Source organism: Lachnoclostridium sp. (assembly GCF_031997925.1).
Classification (GTDB): domain Bacteria; phylum Bacillota; class Clostridia; order Lachnospirales; family Lachnospiraceae; genus Lachnoclostridium.
The window spans coordinates 26,006-50,602 of sequence record NZ_DAMADT010000031.1; the positions used below are offsets into that span (position 1 = coordinate 26,006).

Annotated in this window: 18 protein-coding genes; 2 read left to right on the plus strand and 16 right to left on the minus strand. The window is 34.1% G+C overall.

From position 1 onward, the window contains the following. The 12 genes from RTP52_RS16435 to RTP52_RS16490 all read right to left on the minus strand — a co-directional run. The coding region (locus RTP52_RS16435; protein ID WP_312372542.1) for a DUF2200 family protein at nucleotides 1-210 on the minus strand (210 nt) is incomplete at its 3' end. Between the two features lie 11 nt (nucleotides 211-221). After that, the gene (locus tag RTP52_RS16440; protein WP_312372544.1) at nucleotides 222-2,126 is read right to left on the minus strand and encodes an HD domain-containing protein; all 1,905 of its coding nucleotides are present in this window, start codon (nucleotides 2,124-2,126) and stop codon (nucleotides 222-224) included. Between the two features lie 498 nt (nucleotides 2,127-2,624). Beyond that, on the minus strand, nucleotides 2,625-3,353 hold the full coding sequence (locus tag RTP52_RS16445; protein WP_312372545.1) for a DUF2812 domain-containing protein: 729 nt from the start codon (nucleotides 3,351-3,353) through the stop codon (nucleotides 2,625-2,627). A 15-nt stretch (nucleotides 3,354-3,368) separates the two neighbouring features. Then, nucleotides 3,369-3,689, minus strand: coding sequence for a PadR family transcriptional regulator (locus RTP52_RS16450; RefSeq protein WP_312372546.1), 321 nt, complete (start codon nucleotides 3,687-3,689; stop codon nucleotides 3,369-3,371). A gap of 315 nt (nucleotides 3,690-4,004) precedes the next feature. Beyond that, on the minus strand, nucleotides 4,005-5,744 hold the full coding sequence (locus tag RTP52_RS16455) for an ABC-F family ATP-binding cassette domain-containing protein (RefSeq protein ID WP_312372548.1): 1,740 nt from the start codon (nucleotides 5,742-5,744) through the stop codon (nucleotides 4,005-4,007). Between the two features lie 300 nt (nucleotides 5,745-6,044). Then, nucleotides 6,045-7,091, minus strand: a complete 1,047-nt coding sequence (locus tag RTP52_RS16460) for a metallophosphoesterase (RefSeq protein ID WP_312372550.1) — start codon at nucleotides 7,089-7,091, stop codon at nucleotides 6,045-6,047. Nucleotides 7,092-7,101: 10 nt separating this feature from the next. After that, on the minus strand, nucleotides 7,102-8,256 hold the full coding sequence (locus tag RTP52_RS16465; RefSeq protein WP_312372552.1) for an amino acid permease: 1,155 nt from the start codon (nucleotides 8,254-8,256) through the stop codon (nucleotides 7,102-7,104). 94 nt (nucleotides 8,257-8,350) lie between these two features. Further along, nucleotides 8,351-9,397: an FAD:protein FMN transferase gene (locus RTP52_RS16470; protein WP_312372553.1), complete on the minus strand. Its 1,047-nt coding sequence runs from the start codon at nucleotides 9,395-9,397 to the stop codon at nucleotides 8,351-8,353. A gap of 106 nt (nucleotides 9,398-9,503) precedes the next feature. Further along, a complete protein-coding gene (locus tag RTP52_RS16475) occupies nucleotides 9,504-10,535 on the minus strand; it encodes a hypothetical protein (RefSeq protein WP_312372554.1) in 1,032 nt (343 codons plus the stop codon). A 214-nt stretch (nucleotides 10,536-10,749) separates the two neighbouring features. Next, nucleotides 10,750-11,574 carry a carbohydrate ABC transporter permease gene (locus RTP52_RS16480; RefSeq protein WP_312102998.1) on the minus strand — a complete coding sequence of 275 codons (825 nt, stop codon included), beginning with the start codon at nucleotides 11,572-11,574 and terminating at the stop codon, nucleotides 10,750-10,752. Next, complete coding sequence (locus RTP52_RS16485) at nucleotides 11,575-12,444, minus strand: carbohydrate ABC transporter permease (protein WP_312372555.1); 870 nt, start codon at nucleotides 12,442-12,444, stop codon at nucleotides 11,575-11,577. It abuts the gene before it with no gap. A 128-nt stretch (nucleotides 12,445-12,572) separates the two neighbouring features. Next, complete coding sequence (locus RTP52_RS16490; protein WP_312372556.1) at nucleotides 12,573-13,940, minus strand: ABC transporter substrate-binding protein; 1,368 nt, start codon at nucleotides 13,938-13,940, stop codon at nucleotides 12,573-12,575. A gap of 225 nt (nucleotides 13,941-14,165) precedes the next feature. On the opposite strand from RTP52_RS16490, the gene RTP52_RS16495 reads away from it, so the two are divergent. Together RTP52_RS16495 and RTP52_RS16500 are read left to right on the plus strand one after the other, a co-directional pair. Further along, the gene (locus RTP52_RS16495; protein ID WP_312372557.1) at nucleotides 14,166-15,962 is read left to right on the plus strand and encodes a cache domain-containing sensor histidine kinase; all 1,797 of its coding nucleotides are present in this window, start codon (nucleotides 14,166-14,168) and stop codon (nucleotides 15,960-15,962) included. Beyond that, nucleotides 15,949-17,469: a response regulator transcription factor gene (locus RTP52_RS16500; RefSeq protein ID WP_312372558.1), complete on the plus strand. Its 1,521-nt coding sequence runs from the start codon at nucleotides 15,949-15,951 to the stop codon at nucleotides 17,467-17,469. The genes RTP52_RS16495 and RTP52_RS16500 overlap by 14 nt, the downstream gene beginning before the upstream one ends. Before the next feature lie 369 nt (nucleotides 17,470-17,838). Here the strand turns inward: RTP52_RS16500 and RTP52_RS16505 are convergent, their stop codons facing one another. The 4 genes from RTP52_RS16505 to RTP52_RS16520 form a co-directional block, all read right to left on the minus strand. Beyond that, on the minus strand, nucleotides 17,839-18,804 hold the full coding sequence (locus RTP52_RS16505) for a DUF5107 domain-containing protein (protein ID WP_312372559.1): 966 nt from the start codon (nucleotides 18,802-18,804) through the stop codon (nucleotides 17,839-17,841). Between the two features lie 88 nt (nucleotides 18,805-18,892). Then, complete coding sequence (locus RTP52_RS16510; protein ID WP_312372560.1) at nucleotides 18,893-21,136, minus strand: alpha-galactosidase; 2,244 nt, start codon at nucleotides 21,134-21,136, stop codon at nucleotides 18,893-18,895. Nucleotides 21,137-21,320: 184 nt separating this feature from the next. Further along, nucleotides 21,321-21,887, minus strand: a complete 567-nt coding sequence (locus tag RTP52_RS16515) for a uridine kinase family protein (RefSeq protein WP_312372561.1) — start codon at nucleotides 21,885-21,887, stop codon at nucleotides 21,321-21,323. Nucleotides 21,888-22,197: 310 nt separating this feature from the next. Next, a partial coding sequence (locus RTP52_RS16520; RefSeq protein WP_312372563.1) for a hypothetical protein occupies nucleotides 22,198-24,597 on the minus strand: 2,400 nt, incomplete at its 5' end.

A 24,597-nucleotide genomic window follows, 5' to 3' on the forward strand; every position in this document is an offset into this window, starting at 1 on the left:
GGATGGATTCAGCCTCGGAGCATTCGCAAAGAAGGTCTCAAAGTCCGTCTGCTTTTCTAGTTGTTCTAGTAACCCTTCCTGGCTATAGCCTGTCAGCCAACAGATGATTTCATCAACTTCTGTTTTTGTACGTCCTTTTCTTTCCGCCTTCGTAACATAAAGTGGATAGACACTTGCGACACTCATTGTATAGATATTATGTTTTGTCATGATATCCCCTCCTAAATTCTTAATCTTTTCATAATCTCAGCACCGATCCGTTTACCAATGGAACCTAACAGTTCTTCTCTTTTCTCCTTTAGAATCCCGTCTTCATCTTTTGCTAAAATGTAGATATAGAAGACCGGCAGATAATCGGAATCAAGCTGTAATATATCAGCAATTCCACTGATATCTTTTAAGGTACAAATTGTTCCCTTATGATTATAGAAATAAATTGGAGAATCTAATCCAATCGAAATACGTTTAAATAATGTAACTGTATCATAAGTCTTAAGGTCGGTAACTATATCGTTTGTTTCCTTCCTAACAATTTCACTTACCATCTTTTCAAAGGCTTCTTCGATTTTCATTTCCTTACTGTATCTCGAAATAAACGATAAAACAAAGCCAGAAGAATTTTTCATCGTAATGCCTAGCATTTGATGAATCAGTTCCGTGGATCTATCCCTACCAGTTAACTCATTTTCCTTCCTAAGGAACGCTTCAATCTCGCCTTTGCGCTTCATTATCTCCAGTTTCACAGCGTCGTCAATAATCTTGAAATTCTCACTCCGTTTAATCAGGGAATGATACCGCTTGCTATTACGCAACAATTCCGCCAGACGTTGTTCTAGCACAAAGTCCCCAGTGCCTTCTTCAATCTCTTTATTATGATAATATTCCGTATAATAAATTTGTCTCAATACGGTCATTAACCAGGAGTCATTCCATTGAGAAAGTGCATTTGCTTTGATTGCTGACTTTTTATCACCAAGTGGAAACCAAAGTCCTGAGATATCAAATGGTATCAGTACTTCGTTGTCACGCTGTTTCTCCAATACTGTTTCATTCAAATATTTCTTCACCAAATCTTTTACGATTCCTTCCAGAATATAATCAGATTGGATGACTCTATGATGATAAATAATATCTTTATAGCTATTATATCTACGCTTAACAAAATCCTCGACCGAACTTACTGCTTTTAATGGAACACAGAAAAAAATCTCTCCGTTCTCCACAATCAACTGCATATCATTAATGATTCTGCTATACTCTATCTTTCCAGAATCCTTTCCCGAATTGATTACATCTCTCGTCACATAATCCAAACGGTCTCCGTCCAAACTAGAATCAATAATCCTATGAAGATAACTAAATGCCCCATCTTCTGCAAAAATTTTTTTTACACTTTCTAATATTAGAAGCTCAAATAAATTCTCATCGTATTTCTCATCATCCTCTGAAATTGGCACGATAATTTTGCTTAAAATACCCTCGCTAATTTCGTCACCCATTTGTTCGTGTAATTTCTTATTACCCTCAAAGTATTTCGACATAATCGAGATAAATTCTTTTGCATTTTCCTCTTCACTAACTGCTTTATCTTTATATTCAAGGTAAACATCTTTAAGCGCAAATTCTACTATATGACTAAATGGAGGATGTCCAATATCATGTAACAATGCCGCTGCCCGGATAGATTGAATGAGGATAAGATAAATGACTTTATACTGATCAGGGATATTGTTCGGTATAAGGGAATGTCTCAACTTATCTAGCTCAATCTGTGGCATCGCCTCCGGGAGTCTGCTACCTAATTTTTCTTCACAAACATCCATCTGCTGTCTTAATCTATCTAAAATCGTGGCAAATTCTATATCAAAGATTTCAAAGAATTCACCCAACATAGAATCTGTTGTATTCAGTAACGATTGAAAAAACATATCAGAACAAAGTTTCATCGTACCAACGGAATGTTCAAATCGTTTGGTTCGATTGGTTGGAAATGTTAGATATACCGTAGAATTTTGATATACGTCATGGAGACGATTAAAACCAATTGTTGAAACAATTCTTCTTTCATATTCGGTTAATGAAATCAATCCATGAATAGAATCGTTCAAATAAATTCCTTTTTTCAAGTCAAGCCTCCTACTATTTTTTATCTATTATAAAGTATCTCCACTCATAATTCTACTAATTCAATGTAAATGTGTCATATAAATTATCTATAAAAATCTTATAGCTTACCTATACCTATATGAATCTAACTAAGTGTAACTCCATAGTTCAAAATGGTATTAAAATAATACCTAACCTCTTCATAGCTTTGGAATTATTGAAATTAGTAGAGTAATAATTGCATATTGCTAATGGATGAAAGAAAATGCAAAGAACCTTGGAATAGAAGTATTAGGAACAATCACACCAATATATCCAACACAATAAGTTAATCTCAACTTATTTATGGTGCGATTCTCCGTATCACTTGCAAGACATGAATATAACTTTTTCTTGTTCTCTAAAATAACTAATTTCTATCATAGTTATTACCTTCTACATAAAAATACTCTTACCCATATTGTTAAGGTAAGAGTTTTCTATCACCACTATCTTCATATCTTTAATTTGTATATAATTTATAAAGACTTTTTATATTTCTTAAAGTAAGCTGAACTTGAAAAAATAAAATAAGTACCAAAAACTATAAGAAATACTGCAGAAAAATATAGTTTCCCAATTAAATGCCATATTCCTATAGCTAACCATAGAACTCCTGCAATTGCATATAGTTTCCATGAACTTTTATTATCTATTGCTTCACTATTACACTTACCATATTTTTTTATTTGCTTAATTCTTGAATTATATGCTAAATAAGGCATAAAATTAAAGACGAATATAAATATATTAATTATTAATAATCCAAGGATAATCAGAGATATAGGTTTAATAACAATTAAGGAAATAACTAGCAACCCCATTAGTGCTATAGCTATTATTAAAGAATATAGAGTCCCTTTACTTGTTTGATTTCTTATACTTGTATATTTATCTATTTCTGATTCACAATCACTATAAATAGGTTTAGTTCCAGCTTGCGCTGAAAAAATGTGCATATAATTTTCTTTAGAAACAATAAGTTTCCATCCTGCTTCTTTAAATATAGTGAAGTATTCTTCATTTGTCTCTGTTTGGTAATCTAGGTTATATACTATGTTCTGAGGCTTATCTTTTCTTAGTTTATAGAAAAAGCCCCCTACTATGTCTTCTAATATCCAACCTTGACTTGCATAATTTTTTAGTTTTTCCATATCACCTTCTTCACTAAAGGCAAGTCCACTAATCATTACATATTTACTTTTCATGAATATCCCCCTTTTCTAATATAAAAAATTTTGAGCAAATTTAACCATCTGTTTTTTACGCTCAATCTCTTTTATGAGCATCTCTCGTCCTTTATTTGTTATTTTATATACTTTTTTATTTTCATCTGTATCAGAATTTAACTCCACCAAATCTGCTGCTAAAAGCTTTTTCAGTGTTGTATAAAGTGATGCAGGACCAATAGTAACTTCATTATTAGTAAGGTTCTCAATAGTTTTCATAATTAGGTATCCGTGCTTTTCCTCAATAACACTAGATAAAATATAAAAAGCAGAATCTGTTAGTTCCCCAATATCAATAGAATCTTTTCTTGGCATAAAATTCTCCTTCCTATTATATATATATATCATTTATTGATATATCATTAAATATAATATATCAACAAATGATATATTTGTCAAATGTTTATCTATGCTTTTTTATCTACTGCTCCTTTATTTATATATGCTTGTTTAATTATAAAAAAACGCCACAAGGAAGGCTTCTACTATAGCCAACCCTGTAGGCGTTATCCAAACTTTTATCATTACATTTTAAAATCCAATTTTAGTAAAAACCTCATTTACTTATGATACGGTTCACCGTAGCATATGTGCGTATCGCTCTACGATAGTTCCAAAAACAGTCTTTTATTATAGTAATTTAATCAGTGCTTCTAATTCTTCAGATAAAGCTTTTGCTAGCACAAAATTAGTATCCATTAAAGCCAAGGCTATTTTCGTTTCCACTGCTTTTTTCTTTTGTTCAATTTCTAAATAGTCTTTATCAAAATGATTCGCATAAATCATCTTTCTGAATTTTCGTATACTCATTTTTCTAATCCTCTTATCTTCAATGAGTAAAACATAATCCATACAGTTTGCTATAGAATAGAAATCATGAGAAATCATTAGAATCGCGCCGTTATAGTTTTCTATGGCTTTTTCTAGCGCTATCTGTGAATAAGTGTCTAGATGACTGGTTGGTTCATCAAGAAGCAACAGATTTGCTTTACTAGCAGAAATTTTAGCCATCTGAAGTAAGTTTTTCTCTCCACCAGATAAAGCTTCTATCTTTTGATTCATGAGTTCTTCCTCAAAACCATAGTTAAAAAGATGTGTTCGAATCTCATCATAAGTTTTAAACCCAGCCTCGAGAAACTCTTCTACTATCGTATTCGACTCATTTAGCATTTCGTCTTGAAGCTGAGATAAAAAGGCCATGTGGGCGTCTTCATGTATCTCAATAGACTCCTGATTATTTTTAAAGATTTCACGAAGTAAAGTTGTTTTTCCACTACCATTGGGACCAATAAGGGCTACTTTGTCAGTAGAGTTAATTTCAAAGTTTACATTCTCTAAAAGTACATCTTTAAATGCAACGCTATAATCATTAACTTTTAAAACAGTCGTTTCTTTGATTTCATTTTCTGCAACTAAACTGATTTCCGGTTGTTTAATATCAACAAATGGCTCTTTTATTCTACGCTCTTGTAATCTTTTTAAAAGTGAAACTCTGGCATCTAGCGCTCGTCCTCTAGAGGCACAAGTGTAATAAGTTGCGGCAAATCTTAGTTTATCGACTATTATCTTATTTCTCTCAATTTCCTGTGCTTCAGCAAAAGCTTGTTCTTGTAACTCGATTTTACTTTGAAGTAACGAGAAATTATAATCAATATATCTTCCATTAAACTCTTGGAGTTCTGTGTTTTCTAAGTGTATTATTTTATTAAAACAATGATTCAATAGATATCGGTTGTGCGTAATAACTAGCATAATCCCTTTGTGTGAATTAATTAGATTCTTAAGTGCATTAAGGTGTTCAAAGTCCAAAAATACATCAGGTTCATCCATAATCATTAAGTCTGGAGCTGTTAGCATTTCCTTAATTACTTGAATCAGTTTGAATTCCCCACCACTAAGTTTCGATACCATAAGATCTTCATACTTACTTAGGTTGGCTAGATTTAGTTTCTTAGTAATGTTACTTTCGTAATCATCGCCGCCAATTGCTTGAAATGCATCCAACGATTGTTGGTACTTTTCCATTAAAGAGTCAATATCCGAAGATGATTCCATTTCAATACAAATAGAGGTTATTTCATTTTGTAACTCAATGAATTCTTCCGCTATATATTGGAAGACTGTAATTTCACTTGTTTTATCCAATTGCGAGAACTGACTTACATACCCGATTCTGCAGTTAGGGGTTATCTCTAACTTTCCACCGAATATATATCTTTCAGGGTTCATAATTATATCTATTAATGTACTTTTTCCAGTGCCACTTGTTCCTATAAAAGCACAATGTTGATCATCTTCTAAAGTAAATGAAATTTTATTATATAAATCCTTTTGTGGAAAAGAGTAGGACATGTTTTCAACTTTTATCATATTATTACCTTTCTTTATCAATAAAAAAGGGGCTGTTTCACAATAATTTTACAGTCCCTTCCATATATTATCTTCTCAATCGTAATTTTACAATTGATAGTCTATATTTTAGATTTTTTTGTTTACCGTTGGTAGCATAACACTTTTTAAGACTAATTTCAATCCTAAATTCTTTAGCAATCTTTATACCAAAAGGTGTCACTTAGGCAAGAGTTTTTTCCTAAAAATCAAAAAAGTCCCAACCCCGAAGCATTGAGACTGATGATTCCTAGTTGAACATTGTTAAGGTGAACCAATATATCACCCTTTTCCTGCAGTAACATTGTCATAGCTTTTTTGTCCCCTAACACGACCTGATACCACGCGAGTTAATGGGACAGGTGCCACACAAAACGAACCATCTTGATTCAGTGTAATTGTTGTTCCACCTCTTTGAGTGTATCTCTTCTCGATGCCCCTATATCCAAGATAATCGATTGACATTCCATAGCTCAACATAATTCCCTTATAGGTTAAGGAAAGAGTGTTATAGTGGTCGTGCCCACAAAACATTGCCTTAATTACTCCATTTTCCAAAGCCTTTTCAAAAAAATCGCACTTATTTTTTGAAATTCCTAAATAATCGTTCTCCTCACCAATACTACCAAAATTATAAGTAACTGTCTTATCTCCTAATTTCATTTTCTCATATGCAATCTTATATTCAGCTAGTGGCATATGAAAAAACGCAAGTGCCTTTAATTTACTATTTTGCTCTTTGAGTTTAGATAAGTTGTGCATGCACCAATCAATCTGATCGGAATGTATACAGTCAAATCCACTGAAAAACCAACCATTCCCATACATGTTCGAGTCTAGCATCACAAGTGCCGACACCAGCTCCTTTTTGAAGTTAAGTACCTTAATCAAATAATTTCCAACACCGAATATATTTGCGTCACCTTTGGAAAAAATGCTGTAATTACCACCGCATATTATATCTGCAATTTGCTCCTTATTTCCTTTTGAGCCCATCTCAATATCATGATTTCCAAACAAATAGGCATAAGGAATTTTTAATCCATCAAAAAATGCAACCAATTTCTCTGCTTGTTTCATGTTGTTGCGCGTTCCGGACTTTGGAATAAACGGAAAAATACTATCTCCCGTAAGAACGATTAAATCAGGCGATGTTTTCTTAACGAGAACTTTTACAGCATTCATTGCAAGTGTGTCGGCTTTTTTGGAAATAAGTCCAAACCCCAAATGTAAATCCGTTAATTGCAAAATCTTTAAAGGCCTGTCTGTCGGCATAACCAAAGAGAATACATTATCATCGTCAATACAAATATTTTCATTACTATACATTACATTCACCTCAACTTACAGGCACAATTGCCCCAATTGCACACAGAATTGTTGATACTATCATAAGTATCTGAAAAGGTACAGTTCCTAATTTCCCACATATAGGACTGCTACCCGCCTTTCTTCTTGATTTGTTATATGTAATTACAAGCATAACACTTACCAGTACCACAACTCCACTCATAATTCTTGTCAAGATAATAAAGCTACTTACACCGAAAATAGCAAATAATAAGCAAGGCACGGTGGCAATAATCCAACAAACCTTATTGTTTATCCCAGTTTGTTCATGTACCACATCTCGAAGACTAAGAGTGTTGGACCAAAATGTTGTTAATAACGCAAAAATTGAGAACATACCCGCAAGGAATTTTGCCCATACTCCTATATTTTCTCCTAGTTGAAGATATGCAAGTTCTTGGTCAGGAGTTCCCTTCACACCAATCAATACTGTAATTGTAACAACTAACACAAATATGCATGAGATTGCAAATCCAATAAATATAGATTTTCTCACTTTTTTAACATTGCCTTCCAATCCCTTGACGGATTGAATCACTGCTTGATTTGCCGAAGTTGCAAAAACTATCATACTAAATAAAGCCATTAAATTATTTAGTTGAGGTTGAGGTATTTTAAGCTGTTCTAATGGAAGGGTAAATGTTCCAAAAGTCATGATGGTTACGATACCAATCATCAAAATAACCGCGTATTTTTGTGCAATACCAACTGCTTTCATCCCAATAAATACTACAATCCCCGCTATCAAATAATATATAACCTGTGAGATCGCAAAGGGTACGTGAAATGAATTCTGTATGGTCTGGGCTCCACCGTTGATATTACCGCTAACGCCCACCATAATTGCCAATCCATACACACAAAACATAATCCAACTAAAAATCTTCTTTGCCTTGCCGTGAAAAAGTTCACCCTCAAAGCTTTTAACAAGCTGAACACCACCGTTATTATAAGAAAGTTCAGCAATAATCAGATGTAAAATGACATTGACACAATAAGCAAGGAAAACCATCCAAATAACATCAAACAAACTGTTTCTTGTGGCCAAATAAGGAACCGCAATAATTCCTGTCCCTATGCTATGCCCAACAATCATACTAACGGACTCAAGCGTCGTTAGTTTTGCTTCACTCTCAATTTTCATGTGCACGCTCCTCAATGTCAAATATGATATGACAGATTAAAAAAGATTCTTCTCAATTCAACTTCGTTGAATTTTTACTGTGAATGACAAACCACTATTTTTTTATAAGATCTTCAAAATTTTCTGAATATTCTAATTCCCCATCTTGGAATACCCATAAAGCTTCAACATCATCTAAACTCTCGATCAATGCCTTGCCTTCTTCAAAAGACATGTTGTATATGGTTGTTGACAATGCATCCGCTAAACCTGAATCTTTGCAGATTACCGATACAGATGTAAAGTATTCGGAGGGCATTAGTGTTGCAGGATTAATTATATGGTGATATCGTTTCCCATCTACGGTATAATATCGCTCATAATCGCCGCTGGCTACTAAAGATAAATCAGTTATTTCCAATGTAAAAAGGCTTTGTTGCTCTGAATATCTATCTGGATTTTGTATTCCAACACTCCAAAGTTCCTTTTTGGGACCTTTCTTTCCAACTGCACGTACATTTCCACCAACACTGATTAAAAAATTCTTATATCCATTCTCCTCAGCTATCTTACATACTTGTTCTGTCGCATATCCTTTTGCAATAGCCCCGACATCAAGTTTCATATGTTTGTCTGAAAGATAAACAGTAGAAGCTATTTCATCAATAATTAGTTTATCTATATCCGTATGCAAGTTAGCAGCTTCTAATTGTTCCATAGGAGGTAATTTAGCACTTTCAGGATCATTAATTCCTTCTTCTCTGTAATCATGCCAAATTTCGAGCACTGAACCCATGCCAACATTCACTCCTCCACCCGATAATTCATAAATGTCTTTAGAATAGAGTAATAAATCAATAATTCGTTGATCTACTTTTACAGGTTTGATTCCTGCATTATCATTAATTGATTTTATATTATGAATTCCTTCATATTCCTTGTATTTGTCATATAGTTGGTGATATTCTTCTAAATTATCATAAATAAGTTGTGAGAAAACCGAGAAATCTTCCTTTGAATCAGAATAACCAACTATTTCAGTTACGGTGTTGAATAGTTCTAGAAATTGGGCACTATATCTATTCTGTTCTTTTACACTACAAGAAGTGGTAGTTATAAGAATTGTAAGTAGTAATGATAATATAACTAGCTTTTTACTCAAATTGGTTAACTCCTTTGATCGGTGTATAAATGTAAGGTCATGCGCCCATCAGGTGCAAGAAAAATATAAGAGGTAGGTATCCTACCTCTTATATTTATTAAGTTGCTTATTTTGCAGTAGTGCAAGCTTTTTCAATTACAGTTAGGAAATCACCAATTGAAACTGTAACAGAACTTGTAAGATCTGTAGAAGTTGGAACACCTGATTCATTAAGAGCAATGCCTGTTACTTCTCCTACTGTCTTACCAACAATGTAATCTGCAAATGCTTTTGCTTGCTCATTCCATTCTTTACTAATAGAAGATGCACCTTTCATATTATAGCCTTCACCTAACTCATTTTTAGTTTGGAATGTTGCAGCTAAATCAGAAGTTATCTTTCCTTCTTTAGAGAAACTAATATTTGCTTGTGAAGCATCGATTATACTGCTAGTTATTTTACCATCAGCACCTAATGTAACAACGCCATAATGTGTGTAAGCTTGAGCCACACCATCTCCATCAGCAGCGTTCTTAGTACTATGTCCAAGTTTGGATATAATTCCTAAACCTAATTTATCACCTGCAGTAGCTCCTAAAGATTCAGCATTAGTAACTGCTTTTTCAACTGCTTCTAACATACTACCAACTTTCATAGTTACGGAACTTGTTAAGTCTGCAGAAGTTGGAGTACCTTTTTCATCAATGGCAATACCTTTTACTTCATCTAAAGTTTTTCCGATTACGTATTCTGCAAGAGCTGTTGCTTGTTCATACCATTCTTTTTTGATAGGAGAAGCCTCTTTCATTTTATATGCATCACCAAGTTCGTGTTTAGAAACAAACTCTGCTGCAGAATCAGTTGTAATTTCACCAGTTTTTGAAAACTTAATTTTTGTTTGAACAACATCAATTACACAATCAACGATTACGCCTTTTTCATCAACGATAACTGCTGCTGCAGTAGAATCTGCTTGAGCAAGTCCATCGGCATCACCAGCATCTTTAGATGAGCCAGCTGATGTAATTACTGCTAAACCTGTTTTAACTTTAGCTTTTGTTCCTGTGTCCACATTAGTCTTAGCATCTTTTTTACCACAAGCTGTAAATGCCCCCATTGCTAATACAAGACACATAAGTAATACAAGTATTTTTTTCATAAAATCCTCCTTAAAATTTTGATAAATTTTTAACAAAATTTACTACCATAATATTACCATATTATGAATATTATTACAATCCCTACTTATAAAAGAACGTGAGAATATCACATTTTGTGTACGGGATTGGGAAACGAAAAAGTCTCTTATGTGAAACAAAAAGCACCATAAAACAAAGCATACGGCTTTAATTATGGTGCTACATTATTCTTAACTAACCCTTTACTGCTCCCGCTGTCATACCAGAAATTAAATATTTCTGCCCTATAATATAGAGAATTATAATTGGAAGCATTGTAACAATCATCACAGAACAAACTAGGTTCCAAGAGCTCACGAACTGACTAAAATAGTTATACATTCTCATTACAACGCCCCATTTATCAGAGGAATTTAAGAAGTATAGTGGGACAATAAAGTCATTCCAGCAATTCAGTGCATTGATAACAACCGCAGTCATAGTAACAGGTTTTAACAATGGAAAGATGATTTGAAAAAACAACTTAATTCCCCTGCTGCCATCAATCATTGCAGCTTCATCTAGATTCCGTGGAATACTACCAATAAATCCATAATATATAAATACAGTAAATGGAATAAACTGTGCCGTATATAGTAGTATTGCTCCTATGTACGTATTAATAATGTGCAATAACTGTAGTACCTTTACCGTAGCAATATAATTAATTGGTGCCACCAAACCAAGTAAAAATAAGATATATATAAAACGATTGGATTTACTTCGGTCCCTTACCAACACAAAAGCAGCAAGAGATGATACTAATAAAGTTATTGTACAAGATCCTGTTACTAACAGAAAACTGTTGAGAAAGGAACGAAGTAACTTATCGTCCTTTAATACTACTAAAAAATTTTCAAAATGAAATTCTGTTGGCAACTTTAAACTCATGACTGCTGATTCGGGTACATTTTTTACTGAATTTAATACAATCATGAACAGTGGAATAATGATAAGTAAACTAAAACACCATAAAAGTATTCCTAACATAAGGTTTAAAATTCGTTGCTTTTTCTTCATTTATTCCACCCCCTCATTCTTCGTGTAGAATTGAATAACACTGACTGAGATAATAGCTAGGATAATAAACATTATCGTATTTAGAGCTGTACCATAGCCATAATTCCCCATAGAGAAGGATTTAAATATCGTAATATTAACAACTTCAGATGCTCTACCCGGACCACCATTGGTTAATGCAAAGATAACATCAAATACCTTTAAGCCAGAAATTACATTGAGTAACATATTAATCATAACAGAAGGCATGATAAATGGTAAGGTAACACTTTTAAATTTCTGCCATCCATTCGCACCATCCACCTCACTCGCCTCATACATTTCCTTTGGTACCAACTGTAGACCAGCAAGAAAGATTACCATGTTAAAACCAGATGCCTTCCATACCTCTATTGCAACACAAGACCACATAACCAGATTAGGCTCTATAATCCAACCAATATTAGAAGTAATACCAATCAGATTAAGAAATTGATTCAACACTCCTGTATCTGGATGAAAAATTTGCTGGAATACCAATCCTACAATCAAGTTCGATAGAATCATTGGTAGAAAGAATATGGTACGCAAAAAGTTCCGGGACTTAATTTCCCTATTCAACGCTAATGCTAAGAGAAGACCAAATGCTCCTTTTAATAAAGACGTTAATATTGCATAAAAAAATGTATTTCCAAAGACATGTAACATTCTCTTATCTGAAAAAATACTTTTATAATTGTCAAATCCAATAAATTTAATATGCTCACTCATTACATTCCAATTGGTAAAGGAATAGAATAAGCCAATAATGCTAGGTAGCAAGAATAAAGTGAAGAATATTATAAATGCAGGCATTATGTATAGTTTGCTGTAAGTTTTATTTCGTTTCACCAACTTCACCTCTTATGAAATGGGGACGGCACTGACCTTAGGAATGTGCCATCCCCCCATCGTTTGCTCTAATTACTTTTAATATTTATGCTGTTTTAATAACTATTTACCACATCCATAACAAACTATTAATCATTGGTTGCATCAAACATCTTCTGACGGTCCATATCAATTGCTTCAAGCGCTTGCTTTGGTGTAAGAGATCCTAATAAGACTTCCTGAATATACTGTCCAACAATGGTATTATCCCAATATAATACTCCATATTCCATATCCATTCCAGAACCACCTGGTGTATTTGCTACGATTGATTTTCCAGCTGCTGTAGCTTTGCCTTCCACGTCTACAAAGGAAGGGTTAGATTGAATGTCAGGTCTACCTTTATAGTATGTATTTAAGTTATCTTCTCTTGCTAAGAAATCAAAGAATTGTTTTATATAATCAAGATTTTTGGAATCTTTGTAAGCAACACACATATTACCACCAGCGGAGTGAGAATATACATTATTTCCTACAAATGGAATCGGATACATTTCCCAAGTATCTGCTGTACTATCAGGGTATTTTTCTTTTACTTCATTCTGATAAGACTGATAAGCTACATAGCCTGCTGATTTTCCTGTACCAAGTGACTCATAAGCAGCATCCCATGTATTTGCTAAACTGTTCTGACCAAGGTAACCTTTGTCATAGGATTCTTTTAATTCAGCTAAGAATTGCTCAAACTCAGGTACCTCTACAAACTTCATCTCATTATTATTTAATTTTGAATATAAATCTGGATGTTTTGTTGCAGCGTAAGGTCCAAAGTTTGATAACCAAATAGCCCAGTGCCAGGATTCCTTACCGCTTTCATAAACAGGAATAATTCCATTCTTTAATAAAGTATCACAATTTGCAGTAAACTCTTCATACGTCTTTGGAACCTGAAGTCCTAAGTTATTATAGATGTCCTTATTATATAAAATACCCCAGCCATCTACATTCCATCTCATAAATCCCATAATCTTTCCATCGATACTCGTACCCTGTTTCGCATAGTCAACATATCTGGAAACCCAAGCTTCACCTGAAAGGTCTGCAAAATATGTTTCTGGCATGAACTTCTGTGCACCAACTCCACCAGATACCATGAAGATATCCGGTACCTCACCAGTACCTAACTTGGTTTTTAAAACATTTACATACTGATCATCTGGAACAACTTGTAGGTCAATCTTAATTCCGGTCTCTTCTTCAAACTTTTTGTTAAGCTCATCATCTACACTGGAACCTTTGTTCACCCAGTTCTGAGATGCCATAAAACTTAACGTAACACCTTCTACTTTTTTATCCCCTTGATTTTCTGCCTCTTTCGTAGGTTGTTGGGTTGCAGTTGGTTCCTTGCTTCCCACATTACTTTTTTCTGCCTTCTCCTTGCCGCATCCTCCCAGAACTGATACCATTGAAATAACCAAAGCACAACATAAAACTTTTTTAAATACTTTCTTTTTCATCTATGTACCTCCCTTTCTGTGTATTGACAGCTTTATCATAAATGATTTTCAGATAAAATCAGATACATTTTCATGCACACATATGTGGAGAAAACTGAACAATTATTTTATACATTTTTGTTCAAATGTCACACCTTTACTTGTGAGCTTTCTAGCACTATGCTATACTAATCTTAGGTTTTCTTACTGTTTCTGTACAAAAAGCATTGTTTGACGAGGTGAAATATGAAGTTATTTTCAACTATACGTTCTCGCTTATTTTTTTGTTATTCCACCATTATCGTAACTTTAATAACGCTTCTTGCAACCCTGTTTTATCGATATGCCTCTACACTGCTAGAGCAAAGAGCTTCGGAGTCTTTACAACAGCTTTCTATCAATACCATTCAATATCTTGACTCCGAGATTAAAAATATGAATTCCTTAGCGAATCGGATTATTTCATCCGAACCGATTAAGAGTTCTTTTTATGATTTGAATTCCAGTAATTATAATTTACTAAATAAGAAGTCCAAACTATTTAACTTGTTATCAACGACCACCGGTTCTACTTTGGAGTACCAAATCAATTTGATAGGATTGAACGGAAACTTTGTAGAATTTGGAAATAAATTTGATATTCGTGTCATGGATAAGGACAATATTAAAAATAGAGATTGGTTCCCCTCTTGTCTTGATTTACGCGGTAGATTGTACATTGTTCCTATTGTTGAAGACAAGACCTTACAGGAGCATATACCGATCTCTATTGCTAGGTCATTCTCTGAAGTCTTTGGTGCAAAATATGATAGTATAGTAGAAATCCAAGCCACTTATGAAACCTTTGCTAAGCATATTGAAAAAGCGACTCTAATTCAAAATGCTTCCACTAAGGTCTCCGTTCATTCTTATGTATTTGATGAACATGGAAATCAAATCTATCCGGCTATTAAAACAAACACGTTCGATTACTATGAAAAAACCAAACAATGCAAGGATAGTTTTGGAACTATGCCCATAGAAAGGAAGGAGCGAGCTGAAATCATTGCATTCTCTAAATCCGATTATTCTAATTGGACTGTTGTTGTTTCTCAAACAAGAGATCAGCTCTTACAACCTGTTATCACCTTTAGAAATATTATACTATGCTTAGGTATCCTTGTCTTGCTAATTACCTTATTTTTAAGTTATATTATTGCAAGAAAACTAACAAAGCCAATCAAAGAAATACATTATGCCATTAGCAATTTAAACTTAAATGACTTAAGTAAGCAACAAGAAACAAAACAAGAGCTTTTCACTTATGAGTTGACTATGCTAAGTGAAGCTTATGCAGAGATGGTTTCTCGTTTACAAGATTCTTTAAGCCAGACTGTATTAGCAAAATCAAGCGAAATTCAGGCAAGAATGATTGCCTTACAAGCGCAAATGAACCCACATTTCTTATATAATACAATCACCGTAATAAGTATTAAAGCAGAGGATAGTGGTAATACAGACATCGTACATATGTGTGACAGTCTCGTTAGTATGCTTCGTTATGTCACAATAGAAAATCATTCCTTGGTAACCGTAAGATGTGAATTAGAATATGTTGATAAATACCTGTCCTTGATGGAATATCGATATCCTGATCATTTTAAAGTAAGCACAACACTACCAGATGCTCTCTATGAACTTACTATACCAAAACTATTACTCCATCCATTAATAGAGAATTGTTTTAAATATGCGTTTCATATCCGGTCCCCATGGCTAATCTCGGTAAATGGTACGATAGACGCTGATCATTGGACCATCTCCGTTACAGATAATGGGGTTGGATTTAAAGAAGAAGTGTTATCAGAATATAATGAAATAATAAAAAATAATCAATTTAGTTTTTCATCCAATCATAAAATTGGTCTTTTTAATATCTATTACCGCCTAAAAATACAGTACAAAGAGGATACAATTTTTGAAATTCGGAACAATGAAGACTCTGGAGCAACCATAACCATTGGAGGTAAAATAGAGGGAGGATTACAAAATGATAACAAATAGATCCTATAAGGTTGTTGTAGCAGAAGATGAAATACCAATCTTAGATAACTTGGTAAGTAAAATCAAATCGCTATCATTACCATTTCACATTGTAGGTACGGCAACCAATGGTAAAGATGCTCTTGATTTAATAAAAGAATATCATGCCGATATTTTATTTACTGATATTAGAATGCCTATGATGGATGGATTAGAACTAACGAAAGAGGCAAAAGACTTCAATCCTAATTTAAAAATCGTCATCGTCAGTGGCTATAATGAATTTGAATATGCACAACAATCCATCCGTTATGGTGTAATGGATTACCTTCTTAAACCAATTAAGATTGAAACATTGGAAGAAACCTCCCAAAAAATCTACGAAAGCTTAGAAAAGTCCTATCAAGATACTACATGTCATATTATAACCAATCAATTATCAGGGAAGGCAAATAGTAAGACACTGCCTTATGAGTTTAAGAATCAACGTTTTTATATGTATCTTGTGTGTCTTGGTAACCTATACGAGAACTGTAGCAATATACTTCACATGGATGAGATTCATACGTTATGGGAACATCTAGACTTACATCATACCTTACAAGATGCTCTTCTTCCTAATACTGCATGGTGGGTAATTGATGAAAAATTCCCTAATTGTAAAGTAATTATAACTTCTGCTACCAAATCAAATAGTGGGAAATCTCTGCACCACACTCTTACTTCTAAACTAGAGGGGAAGATAGACATTACTTTTTGTGCATCTATTTCTTCCATCCTGTTTCATGAGATTTGGGAGATGGCTCAAAAACTTAGATTCACGCTACGAAATAATCTAATACCATGTAGATCAAAATTTTTCCTTGAAGGGCAGGTCTATGCTCCTTCCACTACTGTACAGAATAAGACAAATGCGTTCATAACGAATATACCCGCAATGTTAAAAAAAGGCATGCAGGCAAGCCTAGTGCCCTCTTTAAGAAATCTATTTATCCTTTATGACGAAGAAGGCGTTCCACAGGATTATTTAGAAAACAAGTTACGAGATATCGTCTCGTCAATGTGTGAAGAAGCAGAAACGAAAGAATGCTACCAGAAAAGACTTTGTGAACATATCGCAAATTCGAAAGACAAACAAACACTTTACAATCAGATATGCCTCATCCTTGAAGAACTGATAGAACAGAGTTCAGAAATCACGATGGATACCAGACAACTCTATCTAGATATCAAGAAGTATATTGAAGTAAATTACCACTCTCCGATTACTGTGGAGACTATCGCAGAACTATATCATTTTAGTACCTCTTATATCTCCAGAATTTTTAGAAAATATCATGGTATGCCGCCCTTTAAATACCTACTTTCTCTTCGAATGGAAGAAGCAAAGCTACTAATATTAAACAACGAGGAGTTAAACATCTCTCTCATTTCAGAAATGGTGGGCTATACAGATCCTCATTATTTTAGTCGGATTTTTCATAAGGCAACAGGAATGAGTCCTTCTGAATTTAAAAAAATTACATAGAAAATTCCCTCTTGGGTTATGAGACAACTAACCTAAGAGGGAATTTTTCTTTTTTTTTATGTCTCCGATATTTTTCTATATTTCATTAATGTTTACCGATAATTTTCTATATTTCATTAATGTTTACCGATATTTTCAAGAAAGTAGATCCGTTAGAGCATATACTATCATCGGTTTCATGGAAAGCTATCAAGTATCTATGCAGATAAGACACAATTGTAATTGTTGTCAAAGCGGATATTCGCAATCCGCTTACGCTACCAGCTCATAACCTCATTGCCACTACGTGGCCTTTCAGCAGTAGCTTGAACTACTGCTGAAACAAGTCCTTACCCCCTCTTACAGAAGCGGGGGACTTCCCTGATGAGGTTAAATTGTACTAAGCGTGATATGAAGGGAAAACGATATACTTTCCCCTACTGTAAGTATCTTACACTTTTTTCTCTCTAATGCCTTTGAAATACTATCATAGTAACCATTCGCAGGCTCCAAAGCACAATTATATTCCCCCCTATATCCTCCTGCATTCACCCATACACCAAGATAAGGTAACATATCTTTCTCATATCGAATACTGCACCTTATTCCGCTCGTTGGATATTCATATCCACAAAAACCTTCTTTGCTATCGCTCTTCACATAATATTTTAACATTGTCTTACTCTCTTTGGATGGGACTTTATCGAACGGATAACTATAATTTATATTACTCACGTTTAACTCTAACTGATTATTACTCCTATTCTGATAGAGAGTTCCTTCTTCTCCTAATTCTTTACTTATTAAAACATTCTCAAATTCCAAGACATGGTCTGGATACAGAATTTTCATATCCTCCTCATAACGCACAAGGCAATGCATCGCCCAGATACAAGGAAAATCAAATTCTCCATTATTTGTAATCTCATAATGATAGGAAACTGTATCCTCTGAAAGCGTTATTCTCTTCTCGTAGGAATAAGGAAGGTGAATTCCCTGTACCTTAAGTTTTAGCGTATCCAATAAGGAATCATTATCAAGACTCATAGAAGAAGTCCAAATTTCTCCATGATCTTCGTAACAAAGATTGTGATTTTGAAAGTTTATGTTTTCTTTCTCAATACAAGGGAATGCATCATCAAAGCCGCTCGCTTCCCCTGACTCAAAAGAATCACCCCTTTTACTTTTTTTGAGCTGAGTTCCTCCTCTGTCATATAACAGTTCAAACTGTTTTTCTTTATGAAAGATAGAAATCGTCTTTCCTCCCATTGAGGGAACAACTTTTACTTGAAGGCAGTTATTTTCTAATAGATAGATTTTTTTTCCACGTTCCTTCTTCATAATCTTATTCGTCATAAGAGCCCTCCATGTTGTAAACCTGGTTTGTCTTTCTAATATATCTTCCTTATTTATCTTCCTTATTTATCTTCCTTATATATCTTTCTTATATATTTTTACCTGCTTTAGATATGGATGAAATCTCATGAAAATGGTACATATGGCTAATAAAATCACCTTCTTTAACTTCTTCCATTGGCAGTATGAAACCAAAATACATCAGCTGATTGCCTGAATAAATTTCATTGGTTTCTTCACAAAGATACTCTTTCTCTTCCATAAGCCCTCTTAATCTGATTCTCCTAGAGCTCGGATTGGCTTTTGATAATATCTTATAATAGCCAAGTATCACTTCAGTTTTACTCTGATTCGTGCAAAGCCATGATACATAATTCGATTGAAATGGGCTTTCTAAACGATAAAAATCACCGTACTGAATTAATCTACGATTTCTTTTTGCCTCTTCGATTACCTCTTTTGCGATTTCCTTTTCCTCATCCGATATCTTAGTGATATCCAGTCCAAATCCAAAGGTTCCAAAGTATGCTACCTCTGCTCGCATCCTAATGTTGGTACTACGACCTTGCTGATGATTAGGACTCGGAGAAATATAGGAAGCCATACTTCGGAGTGGATATACGAAGGAGGTTCCATACTGTACATTTAACCTTTCGACTGCATCTGTATTATCACTTGTCCATGCCTGTGGCATATAATAGAGCATTCCTCCATCAAAACGATTGCCTCCAGAAGCACATGACTCAAATAATACCTTTGGGAACCTTGTGGTTAAGCGTTCTAATAAATTATATAAACCTAAAATATAACGATGAGTTGCCTCTTTTTGATTTTCCTTCTTAAGATAAGAAGAGCCGATTTCTGTCATGGTACGATTCATATCCCACTTTATATATGTAATATTAGCACTACTTAAGATACTTACTAATTGAAGATACAGATAATCTACAACTTCTGGATTGGATAAATCCAGTACATATTGATTTCTTCCATGGCTCATATGCTGTCCTGGAACTTGAATCACCCATTCAGGATGTTCGTGGTAAAGTTTACTATCTTTGTTAACCATCTCTGGTTCAACCCATAATCCGAACGATAAACCGAGGGAATTTATCTTTTTTGCCAGTCCATGTAATCCATTTGGTAGCTTTTCTTTATTTTCATACCAATCTCCAAGGCTTGTGGTATCATCATTGCGATTACCAAACCAACCATCATCTAAAACTAACATTTCGATACCTAGGGCTTTCGCTTCTTTTGCTAACGCTACTAGTTTTTCCTCATTGAAATTAAAATAAGTTGCTTCCCAGTTATTCAGATAGATTGGTGTCGTCTGATCCTTCCATTCCCCACGCGCAAGATTATTTCGGTAAAGCGAGTGATACGTGTGTGACATCTCATTGAAGCCAGAATCCGAGTAAACCATAACAACCTCCGGAGTTTGAAAACTTTCCTCCTTCTCTAGTTGCCATGCAAAGTCAAATGGATTGATTCCCATACATACTCGCGTTAAATCATAAGCATTTACCTCTACTGAAGCGAGAAAACTTCCGCTGTAGACTAAATTAAATCCAAAAACTTCTCCTTGCGCTTCTGTGGCTTCCTCTCTCGCTAAAGCAAGAAAGGGATTATGAAAAGCACTTGAAGCTCCATATGTACTCTCTATCGACTGCATGCCGTGCACTAATTTTCTTTTGGTGATATGACGCTCTCTTGCCCAAGCACCATCCAAATGATACATAACATAATCTGCATCTGAAAAATCAATGCAAGTACTTTGAGCATTTAAAATAGTCAGTTCTTCCCCATGATTCCTAAATTCAACACTCCTCGTAATGGCATCATAGTCACGGAAGATTGTAAATTTCAGAATGGTTTCCAAAGAAAGATAGGTATCTTCTAATGTTATTTCAAGTGTTTTAGCTTCTGTATCATCTCTTACATAGGTTGCAGGAAGTCCCATTAAGTTAGGCTTTCCATCGAAAATCTTATGTGATTTATAAACTAAATGAGAGATTGTATTCCCGTCTTTATTTTTTATCTGATAAGCAGGATGTCTGTAATCAGTAGTACCATATTCTGGGTATACCCTTGGGGTATCTTCCAGTGAAAAAGTGATATCTCCTTCAAATACACAGGACTGTACCCCTCTTTCCCTATGTTGTAGCGACTGCTTTAAAAGTCCAGAACAGTTGATTTGCTTTCCAAAATATAAATGCCCTAATTGTTGGTTCTCCAAGATACTCATAATATAACTTATATTTTCATTTTTTAATTCAAAGAGGCATGAATCCTCATAGTAGTTTACTTCAAGTATTTTCTCCTTTTGCACAAATTCGCTCCTTTTTCTTAAGATTGCACTTTGTTACACAACTTTGGGTTTCACTTCTATTTTATATCATAATTTCCCTATGACAATGTACAAAACGATACGCTTTGGTGAATAAAACTGAACATATAGAAACAGAGAAAGAGGATAGCTTTTGCTCTCCTCTTTACGTTCTTTACTTTGAAAATTAGTTTTTGTTAACTTTATTTCTAATCCAGCCTGCTATAACTTCTAGAGGGTATGGTTCAAGATTATTTCCATTTATTATAATATCAGCAAACATTTTGGTTGAAAGAACGTATTCTCTTTCCCTGTGTTTAGCGGCATCAAGAAAATATTCAGCTACCTCCTCCATACCTAGTCCCCATAAAGCCATATTTCGCTTAATCCTTCTATACATCCGTTCATCAGAGTCTAAATCAATGAATATCTTTAAATCCAATAACTTCCTAATCTCCTCAAAGTAAAGTATCATAATGCCTTCAAGAATAATAATGTCATTTTCTTTTCCTTTTTGAATAAGAGTATGTAATTCCTCTATTACTTTGTTGTAATCTACACTTTCAGGATGATTGTAATCATCATACTCAATTTTTGAAATTGGTGATACCATCTTTGGTAAATTTTCTTTGAAATAATTATCTGTTCTAATTGCAGTAACCTTTAAATCAGATAAATCTTTTATCAACATATCGCAAAATGTTGACTTTCCACTTGCTGAAGCCCCTGCAATTCCTAAAACTATTGGCTTCATGAAAGCACCTCCTTATAAAATTTTTAATACCATCTTGGATAAAACTTACTTCTCTTTTTAAAACAAGTATATAACTTTTTTAGAAATAATAATAGAGTTTCTGAAAAAAGTATCCTCCTACAATGTTCACATATGTCATGCCCAAGAATACGATTTGTAGAACGATTCGATAAAAATAGCTCTACATCAAGAATGAAGCATGAAGATAGCAATCATACCCCAACACTTTGCACACAGAGCCAGAATTATTAAGCTTAACGCAACTAAAAAGGATTTCAGTTTAAGTCTGAAATCCTTTTTGCCATTGTACTTACTTATCTAATACCATTTGTACCATTTTAAAGCCATATGGTGGTATGGTAACTGTAGCCTTATTATTATTAATTCCAATAATCTCTTTTACCTCTTCCTGCACATTTATTACTGCAGCTTGTTTCATAGAATGAGCTTTCATTTCTAAGGTAAAATGATCTACTTGCCCAGTATTATTCTTTAATAATACATTGATTGCATCACCTTTTTTTGAAGGATAAACATGTGACACGGAAGAGTTCCCTTCACAAGCCATTAACACATTTTCTCTATTTTCCCTATCAACCATTGCACCAATTACACAAGGATTTTGTACACTTAAAGCATCTGTAAGCACTTGCCTAGGTTCAAAACTATTGTAAGTAAATAAGTCATATTGAAGTTGCATATATCCTGATTGATTCGCCATGAAATTGGTATCCCAATAATTATTAAGAGCCCATGCCAATAATAATGGATTTTGATTTCTATCTATTTTCTTGTTTTCCTTACCAAAATTGAAGTCACCAATTTGAACTAATGGTGCATCCTTACACGCAAGAGTAACACATATATCTTTGTCATATACACTCACATTAGTATCAACAGTTACCCAATCCCTACATACTGTTCCCATCTGTTCTTCATCAAGCTTAACAAACTCTCCAGCTGTATCATAACTGCTCTCCCAACCAGCCTGCAGTGCAAGTGGTAATGCAAAGTATATAGATTCTGGCATATAAACTGGAACCTTATCAAATGAAACATCCATATGAATTCTTGGACTATAAGTATAGAAAGTAATTTTTTGTTCTAGCTGTTTTGTTCCTTCTAACTTCATATGACTAATAAACGTAACTTTATAGTCTTCTTTTCTAATTTCACAACTTACTATATCAGTAGCTTTTTCTCTACGACCTTTCCAATCGTGATTCCATTGAGTTACGCTTTGATTACCCAAATCCACATCTCTAGGGAATAATGTGGAACGTACTGGCTCATTCAACGTCTCATCTATAGTTTCTCTAATCGGCTCAAAAAGTGTATACTCACTATTCTCAGCTAATAATTGTTTCTTATTCTTAAGATCAAGTACCTGGATAATACGTCCAGTTTCTTCACAGAAAACAACTCTATAATAAGGTGTAACTAATACATTCTTTTCAATCTTATAATTGGTTGCTTTTTCCTTACTTTCAATCTTAATCTCTTCTAATTTATCAAAAGTCAAAGTTCGATAAGTGAATGGTTTGACATAGAATAGTCCAAAGTTTACAGTCTCTTCTCTTTGATCTAAATATGGAACATAATTTTTTGTTCTTAATGCACTTAAATGTCTTCTGTCTTCCAAATAGCTTTTTGGAACAGCTAACTCTATAACTTGCTCCGCTTGTGAAGTGTTGGCAACAACAATCCCACCTAAATTGTTACTTTGATGAGGGTTGTTGCATAACTTTTCCATTTGGTTACTCAACAAATATCCAGATAAATCAGCAGCATTGTACGCGGTCTTCACTTTATGGATAAGCTGTGAATATGTTTCTGCACAATCTGGTTCTGTAACAGACTGTGAAGCACCCCAAGTATGTTCATCGAACACAATAATGTTTTCATAACATTCTTTTTTCACACTTTCATATTGTCCATTTGAATCTAAGTTAAAACATTCTATAACTTCAGCTTTTTGTATTGTTTGTTTTGCTAGCCTGCTAACCCGTGTTTCTCTTGCTGTACTTCCACTACCAAAGTTCCAATAGTCAGTCCAATCACCTTTATGAACAGGAACCTTATTCATATCTTCTTGAAGTAGCCTGTCTCTTAACATCTCTGCTGTTGCAAAACGAATCTTAAATTCATGTCCCTCACTATTATACTTTTGAACCAAATCAGCCAACTCAAGATCTGGACAATTATTATCATATAGAGGTGGATTCGTAGCTGTAAGAAATACAAAATCTTTCTTATACCCTTTCTTTTCTAAGCGATTTACGTATTCTATAATCCCCTCATGCATTCGTTTTGTATTATGTTCTTCTGTGTATAAAAACTGACTAAACAATGAATAATGTTCACCAACGAAGGAATGTAGCTTTCTACCATCGGACATTTCCCACATGAACTGAGCCGGTCTTTGGAATGGTATACCACCAAAGTGTATGTTGATTCCAGTTAAATAGAAATCAATATTACTATCTAACATAACTTGGCCCATAGTCCACGGTTGTCCATTAACATCATGGTTAATTGCAACTGATATATCTGTTTCAAGTAACTTTCTTAATTCATCCAAATCGGTTAACATGTGAACCATTTCATTTAAATTACAATTTGGTGTAGTATGCATAGGTAAAGCAGCTACACAAATTCTTTCTTCTTTAATTAATTCCTTTAGATTATTGATTTTCTCTGTAGAAGCTGT